The following is a 23,409-nucleotide window of genomic DNA, read 5'->3' on the forward strand; positions in this document are numbered from 1 at the left end:
GTGTCGTTCCCCACACTCACCGTGAGGTTTCCGCATGCCCAGCGAGTTCTTCGTGCCCGACCCGGAGGGCCGGGTCCCCAGCGCCGACGGCTACTTCGGCGCGTTCGGCGGCAAGTTCATCCCGGAGGCGCTCGTCGCCGCCGTGGACGAGGTGGCCGTCGAGTACGACAAGGCCAAGCACGACCCCGAGTTCGCGCGCGAGCTCGACGACCTGCTCGTCCACTACACCGGCCGCCCCAGCGCCCTCACCGAGGTGCCCCGGTTCGCCCGGCACGCCGGTGGCGCCCGGGTGTTCCTCAAGCGCGAGGACCTCAACCACACCGGCTCCCACAAGATCAACAACGTGCTCGGCCAGGCCCTGCTCACCAGGCGCATGGGCAAGACCCGGGTGATCGCCGAGACCGGCGCCGGCCAGCACGGCGTCGCCACGGCGACCGCCTGCGCGCTCTTCGGCCTCGAGTGCACCATCTACATGGGCGAGATCGACACCCGGCGCCAGGCCCTCAACGTGGCCCGGATGCGGATGCTCGGCGCCGAGGTCATCGCCGTGAAGTCCGGCAGCCGCACCCTGAAGGACGCCATCAACGAGGCCTTCCGCGACTGGGTCGCCAACGTCGACCGCACCCACTACCTGTTCGGCACCGTCGCCGGCCCGCACCCCTTCCCGGCCATGGTCCGCGACTTCCACCGCGTGATCGGCGTCGAGGCGCGCCGCCAGCTCCTGGAGCGCGCCGGCCGCCTCCCGGACGCCGCCGTCGCGTGCGTCGGCGGCGGCTCCAACGCCATCGGCCTGTTCCACGCCTTCATCCCGGACCCGGACGTCCGCCTCATCGGCTGCGAGCCCGCCGGACACGGCGTGCAGACCGGTGAGCACGCGGCCACCCTGACCGCGGGCGAACCCGGCATCCTGCACGGCTCGCGGTCCTACGTCCTTCAGGACGAGGAGGGCCAGATCACCGAGCCGTACTCGATCTCGGCCGGACTCGACTACCCCGGCATCGGCCCCGAGCACTCCTACCTCAAGGACACCGGCCGCGGGGAGTACCGCGCGGTCACCGACGACGCCGCGATGCAGGCCCTGCGCCTGCTGTCGCAGACCGAGGGGATCATCCCGGCCATCGAGAGCGCCCACGCGCTCGCCGGTGCCCTGGAGGTCGGCCGGGAACTGGGCCCCGACGGGCTGATCGTGGTCAACCTGTCCGGCCGCGGCGACAAGGACATGGACACCGCCGCCCGCTACTTCGACCTGTACGACACCGACGCCGAGGTCGCGGCCGACGCGGACACCGACACCGCCGAGATCGAGGGGGACGCCAAGTGAGCGGGAACATCCAGCTGCTGGGCGACACCCTCGCCGCGGCCCGGTCCGAGGGCCGCTCCGCCCTCATCGCCTACCTCCCGGCCGGGTTCCCGACCGTGGACGGCGGCATCGAGGCGATCCGGGCCGTGCTCGACGGCGGCGCCGACGTCATGGAGGTCGGGCTGCCGCACAGCGACCCCGTCCTGGACGGCCCGGTCATCCAGACCGCGGACGACATCGCGCTGCGCGGCGGCGTGAAGATCGCGGACGTGATGCGCACGGTCCGCGAGGCCTTCGAGGCCACCGGCAAGCCGATCCTCGTCATGACCTACTGGAACCCCATCGACCGCTACGGCGTCGAGCGCTTCACCGCCGAGCTGGCCGAGGCGGGCGGCGCCGGCTGCATCCTGCCCGACCTGCCCGTGCAGGAGTCGGCGCTGTGGCGCGAGCACGCCGAGAAGCACGGCCTGGCCACGGTCTTCGTGGTCGCGCCGAGCAGCAGGGACGAGCGGCTGGCGCAGATCACCGCGGCGGGCAGCGGCTTCGTCTACGCCGCCTCGCTGATGGGCGTCACCGGCACCCGTGAGTCGGTCGGCGCGCAGGCCGAGGACCTGGTGCGGCGGACCCGGGACACCGGTACCGGCCTGCCGGTCTGCGTCGGGCTCGGCGTCTCCGACGCGGCGCAGGCGGCCGAGGTGGCCGGCTTCGCCGACGGCGTGATCGTCGGCTCGGCCTTCGTCAAGCGGATGCTGGACGCGCCGGACCGGGCGGCCGGCGTCGAGGCGGTCCGCGCGCTCGCGGGCGAACTGGCGCAGGGCGTGCGCGGCAGGGCGTGACGGGCCGGGCCTGGTCGGCCGGGCATCCGCCCGCGGGCGGGCCGGGCGTCCGGACGGACGCGCGCCGGGCACGCGGACGGGTGCCCGGCGGTACGTCATACGGGTCCCTCGTACGGGTGGACCTGGGACCGGGGAGGCGCGGTGCGCCTCCCCGGTTCGTTCTGCGGGGTGTGAGCGAGAAGAACCGTGACGGAAAGCGCACCGCCCGGGAGCGGCTGGCGGTCGAGCGTGAGAAGCAGAAGGCCGCGGAGAAGCGCCGGCGGGCGCTGATCGTGAGTGCGGCGGTCGTGGCCGTCCTGGGTCTGGCGGCGGTGATCGGCGTGATCGCCGCGAGCGCCGGCAAGCAGGGCGACGACAGCGCGGGCCCGGTCGTGGCGCCCTCGGGGGCGAACGGCGAGGACGACCTCGTCATCCCGGTCGGCAAGGAGAGCGCCAAGTCCACGCTCACCATCTGGGAGGACTTCCGCTGCCCGGCCTGCCGGTCCTTCGAGAAGGCCTACCGCTCGACGATCCACGAGCTGACCGACGCCGGCCGGCTGAGAGTGGAGTACCGGCTGGCCACGATCATCGACGGCAACATGGGCGGCAGCGGCTCCCGCGCGGCGGCCAACGCCGCGGCCTGCGCACAGGACGCGGGCAGGTTCACGCCGTACCACGACGTGCTCTACGACAACCAGCCGCCGGAGACCGACGACGCCTTCGCGGACGACGCGAAGCTGATCGAGCTCGCCGGGAAGGTCCAGGGACTGGACACCCCGGCGTTCCGCGGCTGCGTCGAGGACGGCCGGCACACCGGCTGGGTCGACACGTCGAACGAGGCCTTCTCGCAGGGCGGGTTCAGCGGGACGCCGACCGTGCTGCTCAACGGCGAGAACATCTACCAGGACCAGACGATGACCCCCGCCAAGCTGAAGCAGCAGGTGCAGGAGGCCGCGCAGGACTGAGGCGCGGGCCCGGCCCGTTATGGAGCCGTAGCCGGGCTGCCCGGCACCGGGCGTGCCCGGCAGGGTAGCGTCGACCTTGCCATGGAACTTGCCTACATTCCCAGCCCGTCGCGCGGAGTGCTGTACCTCGGCCCCGTCCCGCTGCGCGGCTACGCGTTCTGCATCATCCTCGGCGTCTTCGTGGCCGTGTGGTACGGCAACAAGCGCTGGCTGGCCCGCGGCGGCCGGCCGGGCACGGTGGCCGACATCGCGGTCTGGGCGGTGCCGTTCGGCCTGGTCGGCGGCCGGCTCTACCACGTGATCACGGACTACGAGCTGTACTTCAGCGAGGGCCGTGACTGGGTGGACGCCTTCAAGATCTGGGAGGGCGGCCTCGGCATCTGGGGCGCCGTCGCGCTGGGCGCGGTCGGCGCGTGGATCGGCTGCCGCCGGCGGGGCATCCCGCTGCCCGCGTACGCCGACGCCGTGGCGCCCGGGATCGCGCTGGCGCAGGCGATCGGCCGCTGGGGCAACTGGTTCAACCAGGAGCTGTACGGGCGCGAGACCGATCTGCCGTGGGCGCTGCACATCACGTCCACGGCGGACGGCCGGGTGCCCGGCTACTACCACCCGACGTTCCTGTACGAGTCCCTGTGGTGCGTCGGCGTCGCGGTGCTGGTGATCTGGGCCGACCGGCGGTTCACCCTCGGTCACGGCCGGGCGTTCGCACTGTACGTCGCCTCGTACTGCGCGGGCCGCTTCTGGATCGAGTACCTGCGGGTGGACGACGCCCACCAGATCCTGGGGCTGCGGCTGAACAACTGGACCGCGCTGGTCGTCTTCCTGCTGGCCGTGACCTACATCGTGGTCTCCGCGAAGAAGCGGCCGGGACGCGAGGCCGTGGTGGAGCCGGCGGCGGCCGACGGAGCGGCCGGATCCGACGCCGCGGACGAGGCCGGCGGCGCCGACGACGGCGACGGTGACGGCGGGACCGCGGACGCCCCGGTCGAGCCGGCCGGGGACGAGGCCGGGTCCACGACGAAGAAGACCTGACGGCCGGTGAACGGCGGCGAGGGCGCCCGGGGTCTCCGGGCGCCCTCGCTCGTTGCCGGGGACCGGTCAGCGGGCGAGGTCAGCGGCGGTGCGCCAGGGTCAGGGTCCGGGCCGCCTCGACGACCACCGCCGCGTCGATGAACGTGCCGTCCGGCAGGGCCTGGGCGGATCTGTTGGTGGCCGCCGCCTTCACGACGGCCTCGGCCTTCTCGATCTCCTCCGGGCTGGGCAGGTAGGCCCGTTCGATGACCGCGAGCTGCCGGGGGTGGATGGCGGCCCGGCCCAGGAAGCCCAGTGCCCGGCCGCGGGCGCAGGTCGCCGCCAGGCCGTCCAGGTCGCGGACGTCCGGATGGACCGACTGCGGCGGCGGGGCCAGGCCGGCCGCCCGGGCCGCGTTGACGACGCGGGACCGCGGCCAGTCCAGACCACTGTCGTCCCGCACGCCGAGGTCGGCCCGCAGATCGGCCTCGCCCAGGGAGACGCCGTGCAGGGTGGGGTGGGCGGAGGCCACGGCGTAGGCGTTCTCGACGGCGAGCGCCGACTCCAGCAGGGCGTACAGCGGGGGACGCCGGCCGTCGGTGCCCGCCCGCTTCGCCGTGTCCGCGATGTCACGGGCGGACGTCACCTTCGGCAGGCGCAGCCCCGACAGGCCGGGGAGGGCGGCCAGCGTCTTCAGGTCCGTCTCGGCCCACGGGGTGGCCAGGGCGTTCACCCGGACGTGCACCGGGGTGGGCTGGTACGGCTCGGAGAGCAGGTCCGCGGTGGCGGCCCGGGCGTAGTCCTTGCGGTCGGGGGCGACCGCGTCCTCCAGGTCCACGACGACGACGTCGGCGCCCGCGGCGAGGGCCTTCGCGACCACGTCGGGGCGGTCACCGGGGGCGTACAGCCAGGTCAGGGCGGTGGTCACAGGGCGCCCTCCGCACGCAGGGCGGTCAGTTCGGCCGGGGTCAGCCCCAGTTCGGTGAGGACCTCGTCGGTGTCCGCGCCGTGCGGGCGGCCCGCCCAGCGGATGGTGCCGGGGGTGGCGGAGAGGCGGAACAGCACGTTCTGCATGCGCAGCGGGCCCAGCTCGGGGTCGTCGACGGTGGTGACGGTGTCCAGGGCCGCGTACTGGGGGTCGGTCATCACGTCCCGGACGTCCTGGACCGGGGCCACCGCCGCCTCCGCCTTCTCGAAGGCCGCCAGGACCTCGTCGCGGGGGCGTGCGGCGATCCAGCCGCCGACCGCCTCGTCCAGGACGTCCGCGTGCCGGGCCCGGTCGGCGCCGGTGGCGAACCAGGGCTCGTCGATCAGGTCGGCGCGGCCGACCAGCCGCATCACGCGTTCCGCGACGGACTGCGCGGAGGTGGAGACCGCGACCCAGCTGCCGTCGGCCGTGCGGTAGGTGTTGCGCGGGGCGTTGTTCTGGGAGCGGTTGCCGGTACGGGGCTGGACGTGGCCGAGCTGGTCGTACCAGAGGGGGTGCGGGCCGAGGACGGTGAGGATCGGTTCGATGATCGCCATGTCGACGACCTGTCCCGCGCCGGTGCGGCCGCGGGCGGCGAGGGCGGTCATGACGGCGTACGCCGTGGCCAGTCCGGCGATGGAGTCGGCGAGGCCGAAGGGCGGGAGCGTGGGGGGCGCGTCGGGTTCGCCGGTGATCGCGGCGAAGCCGCTCATCGCCTCGGCGAGGGTGCCGAAGCCCGGGCGGTGGGCGTAGGGGCCGAACTGGCCGAAGGCGGTGACCCGGGTGAGGACCAGGCGGGGGTTGACGGCGGCGAGTTCCGGCCAGCCGAGGTTCCATCTCTCCAGGGTGCCGGGGCGGAAGTTCTCGATGACGACGTCCGCGCCGGCGGCCAGCCGGCGGAGGGTGGACTGCCCGCCGGGCCTGGACAGGTCGAGGGTGATGGCGCGCTTGTTGCGGCCGAGGTGTTTCCACCACAGGCCGATGCCGTCCTTCGCCGGGCCGTGGCCGCGGGAGGGGTCCGGTTTCGTGGGGTGCTCGATCTTGATCACCTCCGCGCCGAAGTCGCCGAGCAGGGTGGCGGCGAGCGGACCGGCGAAGAGGGTGGCCATGTCGAGGACGCGCAGGCCGGTCAGGGGTGGGGTGGGCGTGGGTGTCACGGGCGGGTCGCCTCCAGGTGGGTGAGGTGGGCCAGCGTGTCGAAGCCGGTGCCGTCGAAGTCCGCGATGGAGGTGGCGAGGCGGTTCTTGAGGGGGGCCGTCCAGCGGTCGGGCAGGGCGGCGGGGGAGCCGGCGAGGAGCGCGGCGATGCTGCCGGCCGTCGCCCCGTTGGAGTCGGTGTCCCAGCCGCCGGAGACCGCACGGCAGATCGTGCCGCTGAAGTCGCCGTCCGCGTGGGTGAGGGCGGCGGCGATCAGGGCGGTGTTGGGGATGGCGTGGACCCAGTGGTAGGCGGCGTGACGGGTGTGGAGTTCGTCCACGACCGTCGCGAAGTCCTCGTGGTGTGCGGCCAGCCGGACCGCGTGGCGGACGGCCTCGGCCAGCCGCGCGTGCGGGGGGACGACGGACAGGCCGGTACGCAGGCAGGTGTGGACGTCGGCGGTGCCGGTGGCCGCGGTGGCGATGGCGGCGGCGGTGAACATCGCGGCGTAGACGCCGTTGGCGGTGTGGGTGAGGGTGGCGTCCCGGTAGGCCTGTTCGGCCGCGCCGGCGGGGTCGCCGGGGTTGGTCCAGCCGTGCAGGTCGGCGCGGATCAGGGCGCCGATCCACTCGCGGAAGGGGTTGCGGTGGCGGGCGGTGTGCGGGGGCTCGACGCCGCTGAGGAGGTTGCGGTAGGCGACGCGTTCCGCGGTGAAGGCGCGCCCGGCGGGGAGTTCGTCGAGCCAGAGGCCGGCCACGTCCGTGGTGGTGAAGTCCTTGGCGTGGCGTTGCAGCAGCAGGAGATTGAGGAGGGGGTAGTTGAGGTCGTCGTCCTCGGGCATGCCGTCGATGTTCTCGGCGAGGGAGGTGCCGGCCGAGCGGCGGTTCCAGGGGTAGGTGCCGAGGAGCGGCCCGGGGACGCCCCGGGCGGTGAAGTAGGCGGTCAGCGGCCAGTTGCCGGCGGCCTGGGCGAGCTGGCGGATGCCGGTGAGGGGCAGCTTCTCGACCGGCTTGCCCAGCAGGCAGCCGACCGCACGGCCCAGCCAGGCGGCGTGCAGGCGGGACTCCAGGCCGGCCGGGGGGCGGGGCGCGCGGGGAGGTGACGGCCAGTCCGGGCACAGGGACCTGATCCGCTCCAGGCCCGTCGGCTCCTTGTCCCGGAGCCAGCTCGGCAGGTCCGCCAGTTCGTCCAGCAGGTCCTCCGCCAGCTGGCGCAGGTAGCGGGAGGCCGGCCGCGGCGAGGCACCCGCGCGGACCGGGGCCTCGGGGCCGCCCGCGGCCTGCCAGCGCTTCTCGATCGCCGTGGGCCGGCGGCCGTCCTGGTGTGCCTGGCGGAGTTCGTGGCCGATCAGGTCCTCGGGCTGGACCCAGGTCAGGCGCAGCATGCGGTGCCTCCCAGCGCGGTGAACGACTGCTCGTGGGCACGGCGCCGGCGTACGTCCCGTCCGAAGACCTCCGCCGCGACCTCGCTGAGCGTGCGCGCCGGTTCCCACAGGTCCAGGCGGCTGGCCTCGGCCACCGTCTTCGACCACTCCTCGGGGACGGGGGAGCCCAGCGCGCCCGCGAGCGCGCCCGCCATCGTGGCGGTCGAGTCGCAGTCGCGGCCGTAGTTCACCGAACCGAGCACCGCCCGGCGGTAGTCGCCGTCCGCGACCAGCAACATGCCCAGCGCGACCGGGAGTTCCTCGATCGAATGCAGGCGGGAGGGGCGGCGGGCGCCGAGGGAGGGGGAACGGTAGTCGGGGCCCACCGTGTCGTAGGGGGCCACCGCCGCGCGCAGCGGGGCCAGCGCCGACTCGAAGTCGCGGTGCCGGCGGGCCACTTCGCAGACCGCCTCGATCGCCGCCCGGGTGCCGTCCTTCGCCAGTTCCAGGCAGGTCCGCACCACCGACTCCGGTGTCGCCCCCGGGGTGCAGGCCGCGGCCACCGCCGCCGCGAAGACGCCCGCCGCCTCGCGCCCGTACGACGACTGGTGGGCGCCGGCGACGTCCAGCGCCTCGGCGTACGCGCCCGCCGGGTTGGCGGCGTTGACCAGGCCGACGGGCGCCATGTACATCGCGGCACCGCAGTTGACGATGTTGCCGACGCCGGCCTCCCGGGGGTCGACGTGACCGTAGTGCAGCCGGGCCACCAGCCACTTCTCCGCCAGGAAGATCCGGTGCAGGGGGAGGGCCTGCGACTCCAGCTCCGGGATCCAGCGCGGGGTCGTGATCAGGTCCGGGACCAGGTGGTCGGCGACGGCGTAGGCGTCGAGGTGGTCGCGGACCCGGGCGTAGACGCGCACCAGCGCGTGCGTCATCAACGTGTCGTCGGTGACGTGGCCGTCGCCCTTGTGGTAGGGCGCGATGGGCCGGGCGGTGCGCCAGGCGTCGCCGTTCCAGGGGCCGACCACGCCGTGCACGCGGCCGCCGTGCCGTTCGGCGATCTGGTCGGGGGAGCAGCCCTCGACGGGGCCGCCGAGGGCGTCGCCGACGGCCGCGCCGACGAGGGCGCCGGTGATCCGGTCATTGAGAGAGTCTGCTCGGCTTTCTTCTCCTTTGGGGGTCATGAGCCGAATCATCCCCCTGGCAGGGCCGGTTGTGCGGCTTCCAGCAGCTCGGCGAGTTCCACGAGGTCGGTTCCGGTGAGGCGGGGGAGCACGCAGCCGGAGAGGTGGCGGCAGGTGTCGCGCCAGGACGCCGGGACCGACGCGCCGCCGCCGAGCGCGCCGGTGAGGGCGCCCGCGAGGGCCGGGGCGGAGTCCGCGACGCGGGAGAGGCAGGCCGCGGCGGGTACCGCCTCCGCGATCCGGCCCTGTGCGGCGAGGGTCAGGGCGAGGGCGACCGGGACCGTCTCGGCGGCGGCGACGCCGTAGCTGTAGACGTGGTCCACGATCTGGTGTTCCAGGAGGGGGATCAGCGCGAAGGCGCTGACGGCGTCCGCCGCGAGGGCCACGGCGTGGCGGGCGTTGCGCCCGATCTCCGTCTCCGCGGGCAGTTCGGCGAGCGCGGCCGTCACGCAGGCGTGCGCGTCCGCGCCGGCCAGCGCCAGGGACACGGCGGCGGCCATCGCCCGGGCGCCGTGCACGCCGTCGCCGTCCTGGGTGTAGCGGGCGTCGAACTCGGCGAGCGACGCGGCGAGCGCGGGGTCGCCGGGGTGGGCCACGGCCAGTACGCAGGCCCGGACGCAGGCCGCGTCGTCGAAGTAGTGCGGGTTGTCGTGGCCGGTGGCGGGCGGGCGCAGGCCGGCGGCGAGGTTGCCGAGGCCGGCCCGGACGGAGATGCGGGCGCGCAGCGGAAGGACGGCGGACTCGACCTCGGGGGCGCGTTCGGCGGCCGCCGCGACCTCGCCGGCGACGGCGGTCCAGGTGAGGTCGATGGCGGCGCGCACCCGGCGTTCCCGGCTGAGGTCGCCCAGCGCGGTGTCGTCGCCGGCCCGCAGCACCGCCTCCGCGGCGAAGGCCGCCCACTCGGCGTCGTCGGAGGGGCCGAGGCGGAGCGGCTCGGGGGGCTGGTTGAGGGCGATGGGGACGGGGAGGGTGGTCGTCGCGTTGTGCTCGGCGAAGGTGTCGAGTTCGCGGGTGAGGCGGCGGGTCCATTCGGGCATGCGGGCGGCGCGGTGCCGGGCGGCGGGCCAGCCGGCGGCGTCGCCCGCGGCCAGGCCCAGGAGGAGGCCCTCGACGCGGGTCCGCTTGCGCCGGCCTGGTCGGGGGTGTGCGGCCTCGGCTCCGCCTTCGGCCCGGCGTTTCCCGCCCGCGCCATCCGTGCGGGATGCGTCGTCGGGTGCGGGCGGCCCCGGTGGGGGGTCCTCGCCCTCGGCGGGTGCGGGTGCGGATGTGGGTGCCGGTGTGATGGCGGGGGCGGTGGCGGGGGCGGAGCCGCGGCTGGGGGGCGTTGCCTCCAGGGCGGTGGGGTCCGCATCGGTGGGCGGGGGAGCGCCGGGGGCGGTGTGCAGGGCCAGGGGGGTCTCGTCCCACGGTGCCGGTGGTCTCATCGGGTCTCCCCGGCCGGTGCCGCCCCCGCGGTGAGCAGGTCCGCCACGTCCCGTACGTGGTGACCGGCCATCGACGGCAGACAGCTGCCCCGGGCGGGGCCGATCGCCGCCGCCCACTCCCGCGGGATCGCCGGCTCGCCCTGCGTCGCGCCGGCCAGGGCGCCCGCGACGGCGGCGGTCGTGTCGGCGTCGCGCCCCATGTTGACGGCCGTGAGCACCGCCTCCCGGAAGTCGCCGTCGGCCGCCGCGTAGGCGCCGTAGGCCAGGGCGACGGCCTCGGGCGCGAGGTCGGTCCAGGGGTAGCCGCCGATGACCACGGCGGAGCGCACCGCGCGTTCGCCGCGGTGCGCCACGGCGACGGCGCGGCGCAGCGAGCGGGCGGTCCAGGAGTCGTCCGGCACGACGGCGAGGGCGGAGGCGACCACGGCGACGGGCGGGGCGCCCCCCATCGCCGCCGCGACCCCGGCCGCGACCGCCTGGCCGCCGTAGATGCCCTCGCCCTCATGGCTGACCGAGCCGTCGATCGCCACCAGGCGGGCCGCCTCGGCGGGGCGGCCCGCCGCGAACACCCCGAAGGGCGCGGCCCGCATGGCCAGGCCGTCGCTCCAGGCGTGCCGGTGCTGGGCGGAGATGGGCGCGGCGAGGCCGCGGCGGAGGTTCTCCAGGGTGCCGCGCTCGCTGAACCCCGCCCCCCGGAACTGCCCCTCGGCACGGTCCGCGATCCAGGCGTGCCAGGCGGCCTCCACATGGGCGGGGGTGAGCGCGGAGCCGTGCCGGGCCAGCAGCAGACCCGAGAAGATCGCGTACTCGGTGTCGTCGGTGCCCGCCGGGCGGTCGGTGACGTATCCGGTGATGCGGCCGAAGCGGGCGCGGATCTCGGAGGGCTTCATGTTCTCGGCGGGGGCGCCCAGGGCGTCGCCGACGGCCAGGCCGAGCAGGGCGCCGCGGGCCCGGGCGCGGAGTTCAGCGGCGTCCCCGGGGGCCGGGACCGAGGGAACGCGGGCGATCGATGGCATCGCGGCCTCTCCTCTCGGGTTCTCGCAGAAGCGCCTCGGGGCCTTGCGCGTAAGGCACCTCTCAAGGCGCGGAACCCTTTGCGGAACTCTCCCCCGGTGTGGTGTGGTGCGCAGCCTCCCGGAGCCCAGCGTCACCCGGTCGACATGTGAGCGACTAATGATACGAATGAGCGCAGAACGGTAAAACCGCAGGTTAGCGCAGCCTTTCCTTGCTGGCGGGGGTGGCATGCCGGGCGTAGTCTGGGCGTTGTCAAAAAATAGAACGTGTCCAGATTGATCTGTGGGGGACCGGTATGGCCATCATCGAGACCGAAGCGGCGCTGCACGAGGCGCACCGCGACAACCACACGCACCGGGACGTGAACGGCGGCTGGCTGCGCCCCGCCGTCTTCGGTGCCATGGACGGCCTGGTGTCCAACCTCGCCCTGATGACCGGCGTGGCCGGCGGATCGGTCGGCCAGCACGCCATCGTGCTGACCGGGCTCGCCGGCCTCGCCGCCGGCGCCTTCTCGATGGCCGCCGGCGAGTACACGTCCGTGGCCTCCCAGCGGGAGCTGGTCGAGGCCGAGCTGGACGTGGAGCGGCGGGAGCTGCGCAAGCACCCCAAGGACGAGGAGGCCGAGCTGGCCCGGCTCTACGAGGCGCGGGGCGTGGAGCCGGGGCTGGCCCGCGAGGTGGCCCGGCAGCTGTCCGCGGACCCGGAGCAGGCGCTGGAGATCCACGCCCGCGAGGAGCTCGGCGTCGACCCCCGGGACCTGCCGTCGCCGCTGGTCGCCGCGGTGTCGAGCTTCGGCTCCTTCGCGCTGGGCGCCCTGCTCCCGGTGCTGCCGTACCTGCTCGGGGCGACCGCGCTGTGGCCGGCGGTGCTGCTCGCGCTGCTCGGGCTGTTCGGCTGCGGAGCCGTGGTGGCCAAGGTGACCGCGCGGACCTGGTGGTTCAGCGGACTGCGGCAGCTCGCGCTCGGTGGTGCGGCGGCCGGTGTGACGTACGTCCTGGGCAATGTGTTCGGAACGGCCGTAGGATAAAGGGGATCGGACGTATGCGTCGGGCCGCATAAGCAGCCGTTACTTACTGGTTTCGGGTACGCGACGACCGGGCATGAGCCGTAAGCGCTGTGGGCAATGAGGCCCGCCGCGCACCTCCGGGTGAGCGACGCTGCTTTCCCGATCTTCCGGACCGGCGGGCAGGGACCTGTCCGTCCCGGTCCCTCCATACCTTCGCCGCCCGTGCGCGGTACCCACGCCGCGACCCGCGGCGTCCGCATGTTGGAACGGTGTTTCCGGTTCCCGAGAATCGCTCCATCATGTAACCTGCACGAAATTTTGATCTCACGCGGAGGGCCAGCGTCGTCCCTCGGCACCTGTATATGCCACATGACGACGACGGGAGAGCCGATGCGTACGCCGCGCCAGCCGTCCCAGCAGCCCACGAATGGCCAGAACTGGTCGTTCATGGATGCTCGCCCTGCTGCGCAGGGTATGTACGACCCCCGCAACGAGCACGACGCCTGTGGCGTCGGCTTTGTGGCCACCCTCACCGGCGAGGCGAGCCATGCGCTGGTCGAGCAGGCGCTCACAGTGCTGCGCAACCTCGAGCACCGCGGCGCGACCGGCTCCGAGCCGGACTCCGGCGACGGCGCGGGCATCCTCGCCCAGGTGCCGGACGCCTTCTTCCGCGAGGTGGCCGGATGTGAGCTGCCGCAGGCCGGCCGCTACGCCGCCGGTATCGCCTTCCTGCCGGAGCACGCCACCGACGAGGCCGTCTCGCGCATCGAGACGATCGCGGCCGAGGAGGGCCTGACCGTCCTGGGCTGGCGCGAGGTCCCCGTCGCGCCCGAACTGCTCGGCGCCACCGCCCGGTCGACCATGCCCGCCTTCCGGCAGCTCTTCGTCACCGACGGCGTCTCGGAGGGCATCGCCCTCGACCGCAAGGCCTTCGTGCTGCGCAAGCGCGCCGAGCGCGAGGCCGACGTCTACTTCGCGTCGCTGTCCGCGCGGACGATCGTCTACAAGGGCATGCTGACCACGGGTCAGCTGGAGCCCTTCTTCCCGGACCTGTCCGACCGCCGCTTCGCCTCCGCGATCGCGGTCGTGCACTCCCGCTTCTCCACCAACACGTTCCCGTCGTGGCCGCTGGCGCACCCGTACCGGTTCGTCGCGCACAACGGTGAGATCAACACCGTCAAGGGCAACCGCAACTGGATGCGCGCCCGCGAGTCCCAGCTGCGCTCGGGGCTCTTCGGCGCGCCGGAGCGGCTGGACCGGGTCTTCCCGATCTGCACCCCGGACGCCTCCGACTCGGCCTCCTTCGACGAGGTGCTCGAGCTGCTGCACCTGGGCGGCCGTTCGCTGCCCCACTCCGTGCTGATGATGATCCCGGAGGCGTGGGAGAACCACGACTCCATGGACCCGGCCCGGCGCGCCTTCTACCAGTACCACTCCACGATGATGGAGCCCTGGGACGGCCCGGCCTGCGTCACCTTCTCCGACGGCACCCAGGTCGGCGCGGTCCTGGACCGCAACGGCCTGCGCCCCGGCCGCTACTGGGTCACCGACGACGGCCTGGTCGTCCTCGGCTCCGAGGTCGGCGTCCTCGACATCGACCCCTCGAAGGTCGTCCGCAAGGGCCGTCTGCAGCCCGGCCGGATGTTCCTGGTGGACACCGTCGAGCACCGGATCATCGAGGACGACGAGATCAAGGCCGCCCTGGCCGCCGAGCACCCCTACGCCGAGTGGCTGGAGGCCGGCGAGATCGAGCTGGGCGACCTGCCCGAGCGCGAGCACATCGTGCACACCCACGCCTCGGTCACCCGCCGCCAGCAGACCTTCGGGTACACCGAGGAGGAGCTGCGCGTCATCCTGGCGCCCATGGCCAAGTCCGGCGCCGAGCCGATCGGTTCGATGGGCACCGACTCGCCGATCGCGGCCCTGTCCGACCGCCCGCGGCTGCTCTTCGACTACTTCACCCAGCTCTTCGCGCAGGTCACCAACCCGCCGCTGGACGCGATCCGCGAGGAGCTGGTCACCTCGCTGCGCAGCCCCCTCGGCCCGCAGGGCAACCTGCTGGAGCCGACGGCCGCCTCCTGCCGCAGCGTCGTGCTGCCCTTCCCGGTGATCGACAACGACGAGCTGGCCAAGCTCATCCACATCAACGCCGACGGCGACATGCCCGGCATGAAGGCCGCCACGCTGTCCGGCCTGTACCGGGTCGGCGGCGGCGGTGACGCCCTCGCCGCGCGCATCGAGGAGATCTGCGCCGAGGCCGACGCCGCCATCGACAACGGCGCCCGGCTGATCGTGCTCTCCGACCGGCACTCGGACGCCGAGCACGCGCCGATCCCGTCGCTGCTGCTGACCGCGGCCGTCCACCACCACCTCATCCGCACCAAGCAGCGCACCCAGGTGGGCCTGCTGGTCGAGGCCGGCGACGTCCGCGAGGTCCACCACGTCGCCCTGCTCATCGGCTACGGCGCCGCCGCCGTCAACCCGTACCTGGCGATGGAGTCCGTCGAGGACCTGGTCCGCGCGGGCACGTTCCTGCCCGGCGTCGAGCCCGGCAAGGCCATCCGCAACCTGATCTACGCGCTCGGCAAGGGCGTGCTGAAGGTCATGTCCAAGATGGGCATCTCCACCGTCGCCTCCTACCGCGGCGCCCAGGTCTTCGAGGCCGTCGGTCTCGACGAGGCCTTCGTGACGCAGTACTTCAACGGCACGGCCACCAAGATCGGCGGCGTCGGCATCGACGTCATCGCCCAGGAGGTCGCCGCCCGGCACGCCAAGGCGTACCCGGCCTCGGGCATCGCCCCGGCGCACCGCGCGCTGGAGATAGGCGGCGAGTACCAGTGGCGCCGCGAGGGCGAGCCGCACCTGTTCGACCCGGAGACGGTCTTCCGCCTCCAGCACTCCACGCGCACCGGCCGCTACGACATCTTCAAGAAGTACACCGAGCGCGTGAACGAGCAGTCCGAGCGGCTGATGACGCTGCGCGGCCTGTTCGGCTTCACGTCCGACCGGCAGCCGATACCCGTCGACGAGGTCGAGCCGGTCAGCGAGATCGTCAAGCGGTTCTCCACGGGCGCCATGTCCTACGGCTCGATCTCCCGCGAGGCGCACGAGACGCTCGCCATCGCCATGAACCAGTTGGGCGGCAAGTCCAACACCGGTGAGGGCGGCGAGGACCCGGAGCGGCTCTACGACCCGGCGCGCCGGTCGTCCATCAAGCAGGTCGCCTCCGGCCGCTTCGGGGTGACCAGCGAGTACCTGGTCAACGCCGACGACATCCAGATCAAGATGGCCCAGGGCGCCAAGCCCGGCGAGGGCGGTCAGCTGCCCGGCCACAAGGTCTACCCGTGGGTCGCCAAGACCCGCCACTCGACGCCGGGTGTCGGCCTGATCTCGCCGCCGCCGCACCACGACATCTACTCCATCGAGGACCTGGCCCAGCTGATCCACGACCTGAAGAACGCGAACCCGCAGGCGCGGATCCACGTGAAGCTGGTCTCCGAGGTCGGCGTCGGCACGGTCGCGGCCGGTGTGTCGAAGGCGCACGCGGACGTGGTGCTGATCTCCGGCCACGACGGCGGCACGGGTGCCTCCCCGCTGACCTCGCTGAAGCACGCCGGCGGCCCCTGGGAGCTCGGCCTCGCCGAGACCCAGCAGACGCTGCTGCTCAACGGGTTGCGCGACCGCATCGTCGTGCAGACCGACGGCCAGCTGAAGACCGGCCGCGACGTCGTCATCGCCGCGCTGCTCGGCGCCGAGGAGTTCGGTTTCGCCACCGCGCCGCTCGTCGTCTCCGGCTGCGTCATGATGCGCGTCTGCCACCTGGACACCTGCCCGGTCGGCATCGCCACCCAGAACCCGACGCTGCGCGACCGGTTCACCGGCAAGCCCGAGTTCGTGGTGAACTTCTTCGAGTTCATCGCCCAGGAGGTGCGCGAGCTCCTGGCCGAGCTGGGCTTCCGCTCCATCGAGGAGGCCGTCGGCCACGCCGAGACCCTCGACGTCACGCGGGCCGTCGACCACTGGAAGGCGCAGGGCCTGAACCTGGAGCCGCTGTTCCACGTGCCCGAGCTGCCCGAGGGCGCGGTGCGCCACCAGGTCGTCGGGCAGGACCACGGCCTGGAGAAGGCGCTGGACAACGAGCTGATCAAGCTCGCCGCCGACGCGCTGAACGCCTCCTCGGTGGAGGACGCCCAGCCGGTGCGCGCCCAGGTCGCCATCCGCAACGTCAACCGCACGGTCGGCACCATGCTCGGCCACGAGGTGACGAAGAAGTTCGGCGGCGCCGGGCTGCCCGAGGACACCATCGACATCACCTTCACCGGGTCCGCCGGCCAGTCCTTCGGCGCCTTCGTGCCGCGCGGCGTCACGCTGCGCCTGGAGGGCGACGCCAACGACTACGTCGGCAAGGGCCTGTCCGGCGGCCGCCTGATCATCCGCCCGCACCGCAACGCCGACCACCTCGCCGAGTTCAGCGTCATCGCGGGCAACACCCTCGCGTACGGCGCCACCGGCGGCGAGATGTACCTGCGCGGCAAGGTCGGCGAGCGCTTCTGCGTCCGCAACTCCGGCGCGCTGGTGGTCTCCGAGGGCGTGGGCGACCACGGCTGCGAGTACATGACGGGCGGTCACGCGGTGGTCCTCGGCGAGACCGGCCGCAACTTCGCGGCCGGCATGTCCGGCGGTGTCGCCTACGTCCTCGACCTCGACCGCGACAACGTCAACGTCGGCAACCTGGAGGCGGTCGAGGCGCTCGAGGAGTCCGACAAGCAGTGGCTGCACGACGTGGTGCGCCGCCACCAGGAGGAGACCGGCTCCACCGTCGCCGGCAAGCTCCTGGCCGAGTGGGACACGGCGGTCGACCGCTTCAGCAAGATCATTCCCAGCACGTACAAGGCAGTGCTCGCCGCCAAGGACGCCGCCGAGCGAGCCGGTCTCTCCGAGTCCGAGATCACCGAGAAGATGATGGAGGCGGCGATCAATGGCTGACCCGAAGGGCTTCTTGAACCACGGCCGCGAGGTCGCCACGTCCCGCCCCGTCGAGGAGCGCGTCAAGGACTGGAACGAGGTCTATGTCCCCGGCTCCCTGCTGCCGATCATCAGCAAGCAGGCCAGCCGCTGCATGGACTGCGGCATCCCGTTCTGCCACAACGGCTGTCCGCTGGGGAACCTGATCCCCGAGTGGAACGACTACGCCTACCGCGAGGACTGGGGCGCCGCCTCCGAGCGGCTGCACGCCACGAACAACTTCCCGGAGTTCACCGGCCGCCTGTGCCCGGCCCCGTGCGAGTCGGCGTGTGTGCTCGGCATCAACCAGCCGCCGGTCACCATCAAGAACGTCGAGGTCTCGATCATCGACAAGGCGTGGGAGACCGGGGACGTCGCCCCGCAGATCCCGGAGCGCCTGTCCGGCAAGACGGTCGCGGTGATCGGCTCGGGCCCGGCGGGCCTGGCCGCCGCCCAGCAGCTGACCCGGGCCGGCCACACGGTGGCGGTGTACGAGCGGGCGGACCGCGTCGGCGGCCTGCTGCGCTACGGCATCCCCGAGTTCAAGATGGAGAAGCGGCACATCAACCGCCGTATCGAGCAGATGCGCGCGGAGGGCACCCGCTTCCGCACCGGCATGGAGATCGGCCGCGACCTGAAGGCCACGGACCTGAAGAAGCGGTACGACGCGGTCGTCATCGCCGCCGGTGCGACCACCGCCCGCGACCTGCCGGTCCCCGGCCGTGAGCTCAAGGGCGTCTACCAGGCGATGGAGTACCTGCCGCTGGCCAACAAGGTCCAGGAGGGCGACTACGTCGCCCCGCCGGTCTCGGCCGAGGGCAAGCACGTCGTCGTGATCGGCGGCGGCGACACGGGCGCCGACTGCGTGGGCACCGCCCACCGCCAGGGCGCGGCGTCCGTCACCCAGCTGGAGATCATGCCGCGGCCCGGCGAGGACCGGGCGCCGCACCAGCCGTGGCCGACCTTCCCGATGCTCTACAAGGTCACCTCCGCGCACGAGGAGGGCGGCGAGCGGGTCTACTCCGTCTCCACCACCCACTTCGAGGGCGACGAGGACGGCAACGTCCAGTGGCTGCACCTGGTCGAGGTGGAGTTCGTCGACGGCAAGCTGACCCAGCAGCCGGGCACGGAGCGCAAGATCCCCGCCCAGCTGGTCACGCTGGCGATGGGCTTCACCGGCACCGACCGGGAGAACGGCCTGGTCGAGCAGTTCGGCCTGGACCTCGACGAGCGCGGGAACATCGCCCGCGACGCCGACTTCCAGACCAATGTGCCGGGCGTGTTCGTCGCCGGCGACGCCGGCCGCGGCCAGTCCCTCATCGTGTGGGCGATCGCGGAGGGCCGTTCGGCCGCCCGCGGCGTCGACCGCTTCCTCACGGGCGCCAGCGACCTGCCGGCCCCGGTCCGCCCGACGGACCGCGCGCTGACGGTCTGACGGCCCGGAGAAGACGTCCCGTACAACGGCGTACGGAACACAGACGGCGCCTGCCCGACCAGTCCCCGACCGGACCGACTGGGCAGGCGCCGTCGTCCGTCCGCGCCGGGGTGCCGTACCCTCGCCGCGTGGCAGCGATCAGTCTCAGCAAGGTCGAGCGGAGCGCGCCCGCGCTCGTGGACCTGTACAAGCGCGCCGGGGCCTCGCTCGGCCGGCACGGCCTGGAGGGACAGCGGGCCGCCGTGTACCTCGTCGTGGACTACTCGGGGTCGATGAAGCCGTACTACAGGGACGGCACGGTGCAGGCGCTCGCCGACCGGGTGCTGGGGCTGGCGGCGCACCTGGACGACGACGGCAGGGTGCCGGTCGTCTTCTTCTCCACGGACGTCGACGCCGTCTCCGACATCGCGCTCGACGGTCACCAGGACCGGATCGAGCGGATCGTGGCCGGCCTGGGGCACATGGGCAGGACCAGCTACCACCTGGCCATGGACGCCGTCATCGACCACTACCTCGACAGCGGCGCGCCGGACCCCGCCCTCGTCGTCTTCCAGACCGACGGCGGCCCGATCAACAAGCTCGCCGCCGAACGGTACCTGTGCAAGGCGGCGAAGCTGCCCCTGTTCTGGCAGTTCGTCGGCTTCGGCGAGCCGGGCAGCCGGCAGTTCGACTTCCTGCGCCGCCTGGACGACCTGCCGGTGCCGGAGCGCCGGCCGGTCGACAACGCCGGGTTCTTCCACGCCGGCGAGGCCCCGCGGCGGATCTCCGACAGCGACCTGTACGACCGCCTGGTGGGCGGGTTCCCGCAGTGGCTGGCGGCCGCGCGGGCACGGGGGATCGTCCGGGCCGGCTGAGATCCCGCCGGACCTTGGGTCCGGGCGCCGCTCCGTGCCACCCTGAAGTTGATCCGACGGGAGGGCGACGGCGTATGGACGGCGCACGATCGAGGAGGACGGCCGCGGGCCGGGCGGGCCGCCCGGGGCGCGGCGAGCGGCTGGCCGACTGGGCCGACGGGCGGCTCGGGCTGCACGTGCCGGCCCGGGCCAACCTGCGCAAGGTGTTCCCGGACCACTGGTCCTTCATGCTCGGCGAGGTCTGCCTCTACAGCTTCCTGGTGCTCGTCCTCACCGGCGTCTACCTCACGCTGTTCTTCGAGCCCAGCAGCGCCGAGGTGGTCTACGACGGGTCGTACACGCCGCTCAACGGCATCGTGATGACCCGGGCCTTCGAGTCCACCCTGGAGATCAGCTTCGACGTGCGCGGCGGGCTGCTCATCCGGCAGATCCACCACTGGGCCGCGCTGGTCTTCGTCGCCGGGATGCTCGTGCACATGATGCGGGTGTTCTTCACCGGCGCCTACCGCAAGCCCCGCGAGGTCAACTGGGTCTTCGGCTGGACCCTGCTGCTGCTCGGCGTCATCACCGGCCTGACCGGCTACTCGCTCCCCGACGACCTGCTCTCCGGCACCGGGCTGCGCTTCGCCCAGGGCGCCATCCTGTCCATCCCGGTGGTGGGCACCTACGCGGCGTTCTTCCTGTTCGGCGGCGAGTTCCCGGGGCACGACATCATCTCGCGGCTGTTCCCGGTCCACGTCCTGCTGCTGCCCGGGATCATGCTGGGCCTGGTGGTGGCCCACCTCGTCCTGGTCTTCCACCACAAGCACACCCAGTACCCCGGCCCCGGCCGGGACGAGAAGTCCGTGGTCGGCATGCCCTTCCTGCCGGTCTACCTGGCCAAGGCGGGCGGCTTCTTCTTCCTGGTCTCCGGCGTGCTCGCGGTGCTGGGCGGCCTCGCGCAGATCAACCCCGTGTGGGCGTTCGGGCCGTACCGCGCCGACCTCGTCACCACCGGCGCCCAGCCCGACTGGTACCTCGGCTTCTCCGAGGGCCTGATCCGGGTGATGCCGGGATGGGAGATCGACCTCGGGGGCCACACCCTCGTCCCCGGGGTCTTCCTCCCCTTCGCGCTCTTCCCGCTGATCCTGGCGGCCATCGGCGTCTATCCGTTCCTGGAGGCCTGGATCACCGGCGACCGGCGCGAGCACCACGTCCTGGACCGGCCGCGCAACGCGCCCGTCCGCACCGGCCTCGGCGTCGCCTGGCTCACCCTCTACGTGGTCTGCCTGATCGGCGGCGGCAACGACATCGTCGCCACCCATCTCCATCTGTCGATCAACGCCATCACCTGGTTCGTGCGGATCGCGTTCTTCGCCGCCCCGGTGCTGGCCTTCGTCGTCACCAAGCGGATCTGCCTGGGACTGCAGCGCCGCGACCGCGACCAGGTGCTGCACGGCCGGGAGACCGGCACCCTCAAACGGCTGCCGCACGGCGAGTACGCCGAGGTCCACGCACCCCTCACGCAGGCCCAGCGGCACACCCTCACCCAGCACGAGCAGCCGCCGCCGTACGAGATCGGGCCGCGGGTCGACGCGGGCGGCGTCCGGCGCCCCGTCACCGTCTCCCAGCGGGTGCGCGAGCGGCTGGCGCGGGCCATGTTCGGGCCCGGCAGCCACATCCCGAAGCCGACGCCGGAGGAGTACCGGGAGATCACGCGCGGGCACTGAGACTGAGGACGACGTCCCGCGCCCGCCCGCCTCTCAGGTGTCGCACTCCAGCACCGTCCGGCACAGCGCGCAGCGCGCCCGCACCCGTCCCCGCACCGGCACCCTGATCCGCTGGTGGCAGGTCGGGCAGGGGAACGACACCCGCAGCGGGCCGCGGGCGTCGGGGGAGAAGGCGTACGGCGTGTCCGGCGCGGTGACCGGGGCGTGGCGCTCCTGGGCGTGGCGGCGGTCGCGGGCGTAGCGCCGGCGGCCCGCCCGGCCCGCCGCGGTCAGCGGCGGCTGCTGCCCGTCGTGGCGGGCCAGGGCCATGCTCTTCACGTACGCCGTGTACGCCTGCGGGCTGGTGAACCACGGCGACGGGTCCTCCCCGAACACCAGGGCCCGCTTGGCCAGGACGTACCCGAACTCCTCGGGGGTGAGGTAGCCGAGCTTCTGGCTGGAGGCCGCGTCCTCCCGGTAGGCGTCGAGCAGCAGCCAGCCGGCGCCCAGGTACGTCGTCGCCGTGTCCGTGAGGATCTCGTTGTCGCGCGTGCCGGGGAACGACAGGTCCAGGCGGTGCAGGTAGACGTGCATGATCTCGTGCGCGAGCGCCGCGCCGATGTCCCGGCGGTGGGTGCGGAAGCGGTCGTTCAGCTCCACGAAGTACTCGGGGCCGGCGGTCAGTTCGACGTTGGCCGCGTGGTGCATCTCGCGGAAGCCGACGATCAGGCGGGCGTCCGGCAGCCGGTAGTGCCGGACCAGTTCCCGGGCCACCCGCTGGGCGCCGAGATGGAGGTCGTCGGTGTCGCAGAACGCCACGTCGGCCGGGAGCACGCTGGTCGCGAACGTCTGGACCGTGTCGCACGACAGCCGTCTGTACAGCGCGGTGATGGCGGCCCGCACCGTCTCCAGATGCGGGTAGCCGTGCTCGACCGGTCCGTCGTTCGCCACGCCCGTACCCCCAAGACGCCGTGAACCCGTTTCCACTGTACGAGGGGGCGAACGGGGAGGGGGAGAGCGCCGCCGGCGGGAAACCGTCGCCGCACGCTCGGTCTCCGCACGGCGGGGTGCCTGCCGGGAGTTCCCGGCGGTGACGAGGACGCGCCCCCGCACCGGGCCGCCGGCCGCCGGAGCGCGGGACGGCACCCGCCGCGTAGGGTGGGCGCCCATGAGCACCAGCAGCACCACCACCGATGACGTCGACCCGGCCGTCCGCGAGGAACTCTCCCGGCTGCGCGACAGCATCGACAACATCGACGCGGCCGTCGTCCACATGCTCGCCGAGCGCTTCAAGTGCACCCAGCAGGTCGGCCGGCTCAAGGCCCTGCACCGGCTGCCGCCCGCCGACCCGGCCCGCGAGGCACGGCAGATCGACCGGCTGCGCGCGCTCGCCGAGAGTGCCAAGCTCGACCCGGGATTCGCTGAGAAATTTCTCAACTTCATCATCGGCGAAGTGATCAGGCACCACGAGCGCATCGCCGAGGACACCGCCCAGGGCGCCGCCGCGGCGACCGACTGACCTCGGCGGACACCGCCCGGCACCGCCCGGCACCGCCCGGTCCGGCGAGGCAGCGGGCGGACCGCACCGCGCACCGATCGTCAGGGCCCGGCCACTGCGCGTCAGCACCTCGCTTACTCTGGTCTCCACGCCGGAGGGAGTTCGGGCATGGGGTCGGACGCCAAGATCCTCCTCGTGGACGATCACGAGGACACCCTGTTCGCGCTGGAGAGCGCCCTGGCGCCGCTCGGCTACGACCTGGGCCGCGCCACCAGCGGCGACGAGGCCCTGAAGCAGGTGCTCCGCGGCCAGGTGGGCCTGCTGCTGCTCGATGTGCGCATGCCCGGCGTCAGCGGCCTCGACGTGGTGCGCTACCTGCGCCGCCTGGAGCAGACCCAGCACATCCCCGTCGTGCTGCTCACCGGCTACGGCCCGGACCACGAACTGACCTCCGCCGCCTTCGGGCTGGGCGTCGCCGACCTCCTGATGAAGCCCGTCGACCCCTGGGCGCTGCGCACCAAGGTCCGCTACCTGTACGACGCCCACCGGCGCCACCAGGCCCTCGAACGCGAGGTGCGCGCACTGCGCGCCCTCCGGCAGCCCCGAGCGGACCCGGCGGACCCGGCGGACCCGGCGGACCCCGCGGACCCCGAGGAGCCGGGCGCCCGGCTGCCCGTACAGCGCGACCGGCGCGGCCAGGCGCCCGCGCAGGACCGCACGTAGCGCCACGAGACCCGTCCGCCC

Annotated in this window: 18 protein-coding genes; 11 read left to right on the forward strand and 7 right to left on the reverse strand. The window is 73.2% G+C overall.

Annotation, left to right across the window (positions count from 1 at the left end; genetic code table 11):
- The first annotated feature begins 34 nt into the window (after positions 1-34).
- From trpB to lgt, 4 genes are all read left to right on the forward strand, one after another.
- Entirely contained in the window at positions 35-1,321 is a 1,287-nt protein-coding gene (gene trpB / locus ACFF45_RS01325; protein ID WP_381340703.1) for a tryptophan synthase subunit beta, read from the forward strand.
- Positions 1,318-2,136 carry a tryptophan synthase subunit alpha gene (gene trpA, locus ACFF45_RS01330; RefSeq protein ID WP_381340705.1) on the forward strand — a complete coding sequence of 273 codons (819 nt, stop codon included), beginning with the start codon at positions 1,318-1,320 and terminating at the stop codon, positions 2,134-2,136. The genes trpB and trpA overlap by 4 nt, the downstream gene beginning before the upstream one ends.
- Before the next feature lie 170 nt (positions 2,137-2,306).
- Positions 2,307-3,080, forward strand: a complete 774-nt coding sequence (locus ACFF45_RS01335; RefSeq protein WP_381340708.1) for a DsbA family protein — start codon at positions 2,307-2,309, stop codon at positions 3,078-3,080.
- Positions 3,081-3,161: 81 nt separating this feature from the next.
- Positions 3,162-4,112, forward strand: a complete 951-nt coding sequence (lgt, locus tag ACFF45_RS01340) for a prolipoprotein diacylglyceryl transferase (protein ID WP_381340709.1) — start codon at positions 3,162-3,164, stop codon at positions 4,110-4,112.
- A gap of 79 nt (positions 4,113-4,191) precedes the next feature.
- Here lgt and ACFF45_RS01345 read toward each other — a convergent pair whose 3' ends face one another.
- Genes ACFF45_RS01345 through ACFF45_RS01370 form a run of 6 tightly spaced genes read right to left on the reverse strand, consistent with a single transcriptional unit; the run spans position 4,192 to position 11,182 of the window.
- Positions 4,192-5,019 (reverse strand): HpcH/HpaI aldolase/citrate lyase family protein, encoded by an 828-nt coding sequence (locus ACFF45_RS01345; RefSeq protein ID WP_381340711.1) that lies wholly within the window; start codon positions 5,017-5,019, stop codon positions 4,192-4,194.
- Positions 5,016-6,167 carry a CaiB/BaiF CoA transferase family protein gene (locus tag ACFF45_RS01350; protein WP_381340938.1) on the reverse strand — a complete coding sequence of 384 codons (1,152 nt, stop codon included), beginning with the start codon at positions 6,165-6,167 and terminating at the stop codon, positions 5,016-5,018. The genes ACFF45_RS01345 and ACFF45_RS01350 overlap by 4 nt, the downstream gene beginning before the upstream one ends.
- Positions 6,168-6,211: 44 nt before the next feature.
- Positions 6,212-7,579 carry an ADP-ribosylglycohydrolase family protein gene (locus ACFF45_RS01355; RefSeq protein WP_381340714.1) on the reverse strand — a complete coding sequence of 456 codons (1,368 nt, stop codon included), beginning with the start codon at positions 7,577-7,579 and terminating at the stop codon, positions 6,212-6,214.
- Entirely contained in the window at positions 7,567-8,742 is a 1,176-nt protein-coding gene (locus tag ACFF45_RS01360; RefSeq protein ID WP_381340716.1) for an ADP-ribosylglycohydrolase family protein, read from the reverse strand. The genes ACFF45_RS01355 and ACFF45_RS01360 overlap by 13 nt, the downstream gene beginning before the upstream one ends.
- Before the next feature lie 8 nt (positions 8,743-8,750).
- Positions 8,751-10,166 carry an ADP-ribosylglycohydrolase family protein gene (locus tag ACFF45_RS01365; RefSeq protein ID WP_381340719.1) on the reverse strand — a complete coding sequence of 472 codons (1,416 nt, stop codon included), beginning with the start codon at positions 10,164-10,166 and terminating at the stop codon, positions 8,751-8,753.
- The gene (locus ACFF45_RS01370; RefSeq protein WP_381340726.1) at positions 10,163-11,182 is read right to left on the reverse strand and encodes an ADP-ribosylglycohydrolase family protein; all 1,020 of its coding nucleotides are present in this window, start codon (positions 11,180-11,182) and stop codon (positions 10,163-10,165) included. The genes ACFF45_RS01365 and ACFF45_RS01370 overlap by 4 nt, the downstream gene beginning before the upstream one ends.
- Before the next feature lie 293 nt (positions 11,183-11,475).
- Between ACFF45_RS01370 and ACFF45_RS01375 the strand changes: the two genes are divergently transcribed.
- From ACFF45_RS01375 to qcrB, 5 genes are all read left to right on the forward strand, one after another.
- A complete protein-coding gene (locus ACFF45_RS01375; protein WP_381340727.1) occupies positions 11,476-12,207 on the forward strand; it encodes a VIT1/CCC1 transporter family protein in 732 nt (243 codons plus the stop codon).
- Positions 12,208-12,576: 369 nt separating this feature from the next.
- Positions 12,577-17,172, forward strand: a complete 4,596-nt coding sequence (gene gltB, locus ACFF45_RS01380; RefSeq protein ID WP_381340940.1) for a glutamate synthase large subunit — start codon at positions 12,577-12,579, stop codon at positions 17,170-17,172.
- Entirely contained in the window at positions 17,165-18,625 is a 1,461-nt protein-coding gene (locus ACFF45_RS01385; protein WP_381340729.1) for a glutamate synthase subunit beta, read from the forward strand. The genes gltB and ACFF45_RS01385 overlap by 8 nt, the downstream gene beginning before the upstream one ends.
- A 128-nt stretch (positions 18,626-18,753) precedes the next feature.
- Entirely contained in the window at positions 18,754-19,479 is a 726-nt protein-coding gene (locus ACFF45_RS01390) for a VWA domain-containing protein (protein ID WP_381340732.1), read from the forward strand.
- 74 nt (positions 19,480-19,553) lie between these two features.
- A complete protein-coding gene (gene qcrB, locus ACFF45_RS01395) occupies positions 19,554-21,188 on the forward strand; it encodes a cytochrome bc1 complex cytochrome b subunit (protein ID WP_381340735.1) in 1,635 nt (544 codons plus the stop codon).
- 33 nt (positions 21,189-21,221) lie between these two features.
- Here the strand turns inward: qcrB and ACFF45_RS01400 are convergent, their stop codons facing one another.
- Complete coding sequence (locus tag ACFF45_RS01400) at positions 21,222-22,118, reverse strand: hypothetical protein (protein ID WP_381340737.1); 897 nt, start codon at positions 22,116-22,118, stop codon at positions 21,222-21,224.
- 217 nt (positions 22,119-22,335) lie between these two features.
- On the opposite strand from ACFF45_RS01400, the gene ACFF45_RS01405 reads away from it, so the two are divergent.
- Both ACFF45_RS01405 and ACFF45_RS01410 read left to right on the forward strand, forming a co-directional pair.
- Positions 22,336-22,686 carry a chorismate mutase gene (locus ACFF45_RS01405; RefSeq protein ID WP_381340740.1) on the forward strand — a complete coding sequence of 117 codons (351 nt, stop codon included), beginning with the start codon at positions 22,336-22,338 and terminating at the stop codon, positions 22,684-22,686.
- 147 nt (positions 22,687-22,833) lie between these two features.
- Positions 22,834-23,388: a response regulator gene (locus tag ACFF45_RS01410; RefSeq protein WP_381340743.1), complete on the forward strand. Its 555-nt coding sequence runs from the start codon at positions 22,834-22,836 to the stop codon at positions 23,386-23,388.
- Positions 23,389-23,409: the final 21 nt, after the last annotated feature.

It is taken from the genome of Streptomyces cinereospinus (assembly GCF_042430725.1).
GTDB lineage: Bacteria > Actinomycetota > Actinomycetes > Streptomycetales > Streptomycetaceae > Streptomyces > Streptomyces cinereospinus.

Bases quoted from the DNA above. Each gene is read 5' to 3' on its own strand.
- trpB (WP_381340703.1), top strand. From the start codon at position 35: ATGCCCAGCGAGTTCTTCGTGCCCGACCCGGAGGGCCGGGTCCCCAGC.
- lgt (WP_381340709.1), top strand. From the start codon at position 3,162: ATGGAACTTGCCTACATTCCCAGCCCGTCGCGCGGAGTGCTGTACCTC.
- ACFF45_RS01350 (WP_381340938.1), bottom strand. From the start codon at position 6,167: ATGGCCACCCTCTTCGCCGGTCCGCTCGCCGCCACCCTGCTCGGCGAC.
- ACFF45_RS01355 (WP_381340714.1), bottom strand. From the start codon at position 7,579: ATGCTGCGCCTGACCTGGGTCCAGCCCGAGGACCTGATCGGCCACGAA.
- ACFF45_RS01360 (WP_381340716.1), bottom strand. From the start codon at position 8,742: ATGACCCCCAAAGGAGAAGAAAGCCGAGCAGACTCTCTCAATGACCGG.
- ACFF45_RS01365 (WP_381340719.1), bottom strand. From the start codon at position 10,166: ATGAGACCACCGGCACCGTGGGACGAGACCCCCCTGGCCCTGCACACC.
- ACFF45_RS01370 (WP_381340726.1), bottom strand. From the start codon at position 11,182: ATGCCATCGATCGCCCGCGTTCCCTCGGTCCCGGCCCCCGGGGACGCC.
- ACFF45_RS01375 (WP_381340727.1), top strand. From the start codon at position 11,476: ATGGCCATCATCGAGACCGAAGCGGCGCTGCACGAGGCGCACCGCGAC.
- gltB (WP_381340940.1), top strand. From the start codon at position 12,577: ATGCGTACGCCGCGCCAGCCGTCCCAGCAGCCCACGAATGGCCAGAAC.
- ACFF45_RS01385 (WP_381340729.1), top strand. From the start codon at position 17,165: ATGGCTGACCCGAAGGGCTTCTTGAACCACGGCCGCGAGGTCGCCACG.
- qcrB (WP_381340735.1), top strand. From the start codon at position 19,554: ATGGACGGCGCACGATCGAGGAGGACGGCCGCGGGCCGGGCGGGCCGC.
- ACFF45_RS01405 (WP_381340740.1), top strand. From the start codon at position 22,336: ATGAGCACCAGCAGCACCACCACCGATGACGTCGACCCGGCCGTCCGC.
- ACFF45_RS01410 (WP_381340743.1), top strand. From the start codon at position 22,834: ATGGGGTCGGACGCCAAGATCCTCCTCGTGGACGATCACGAGGACACC.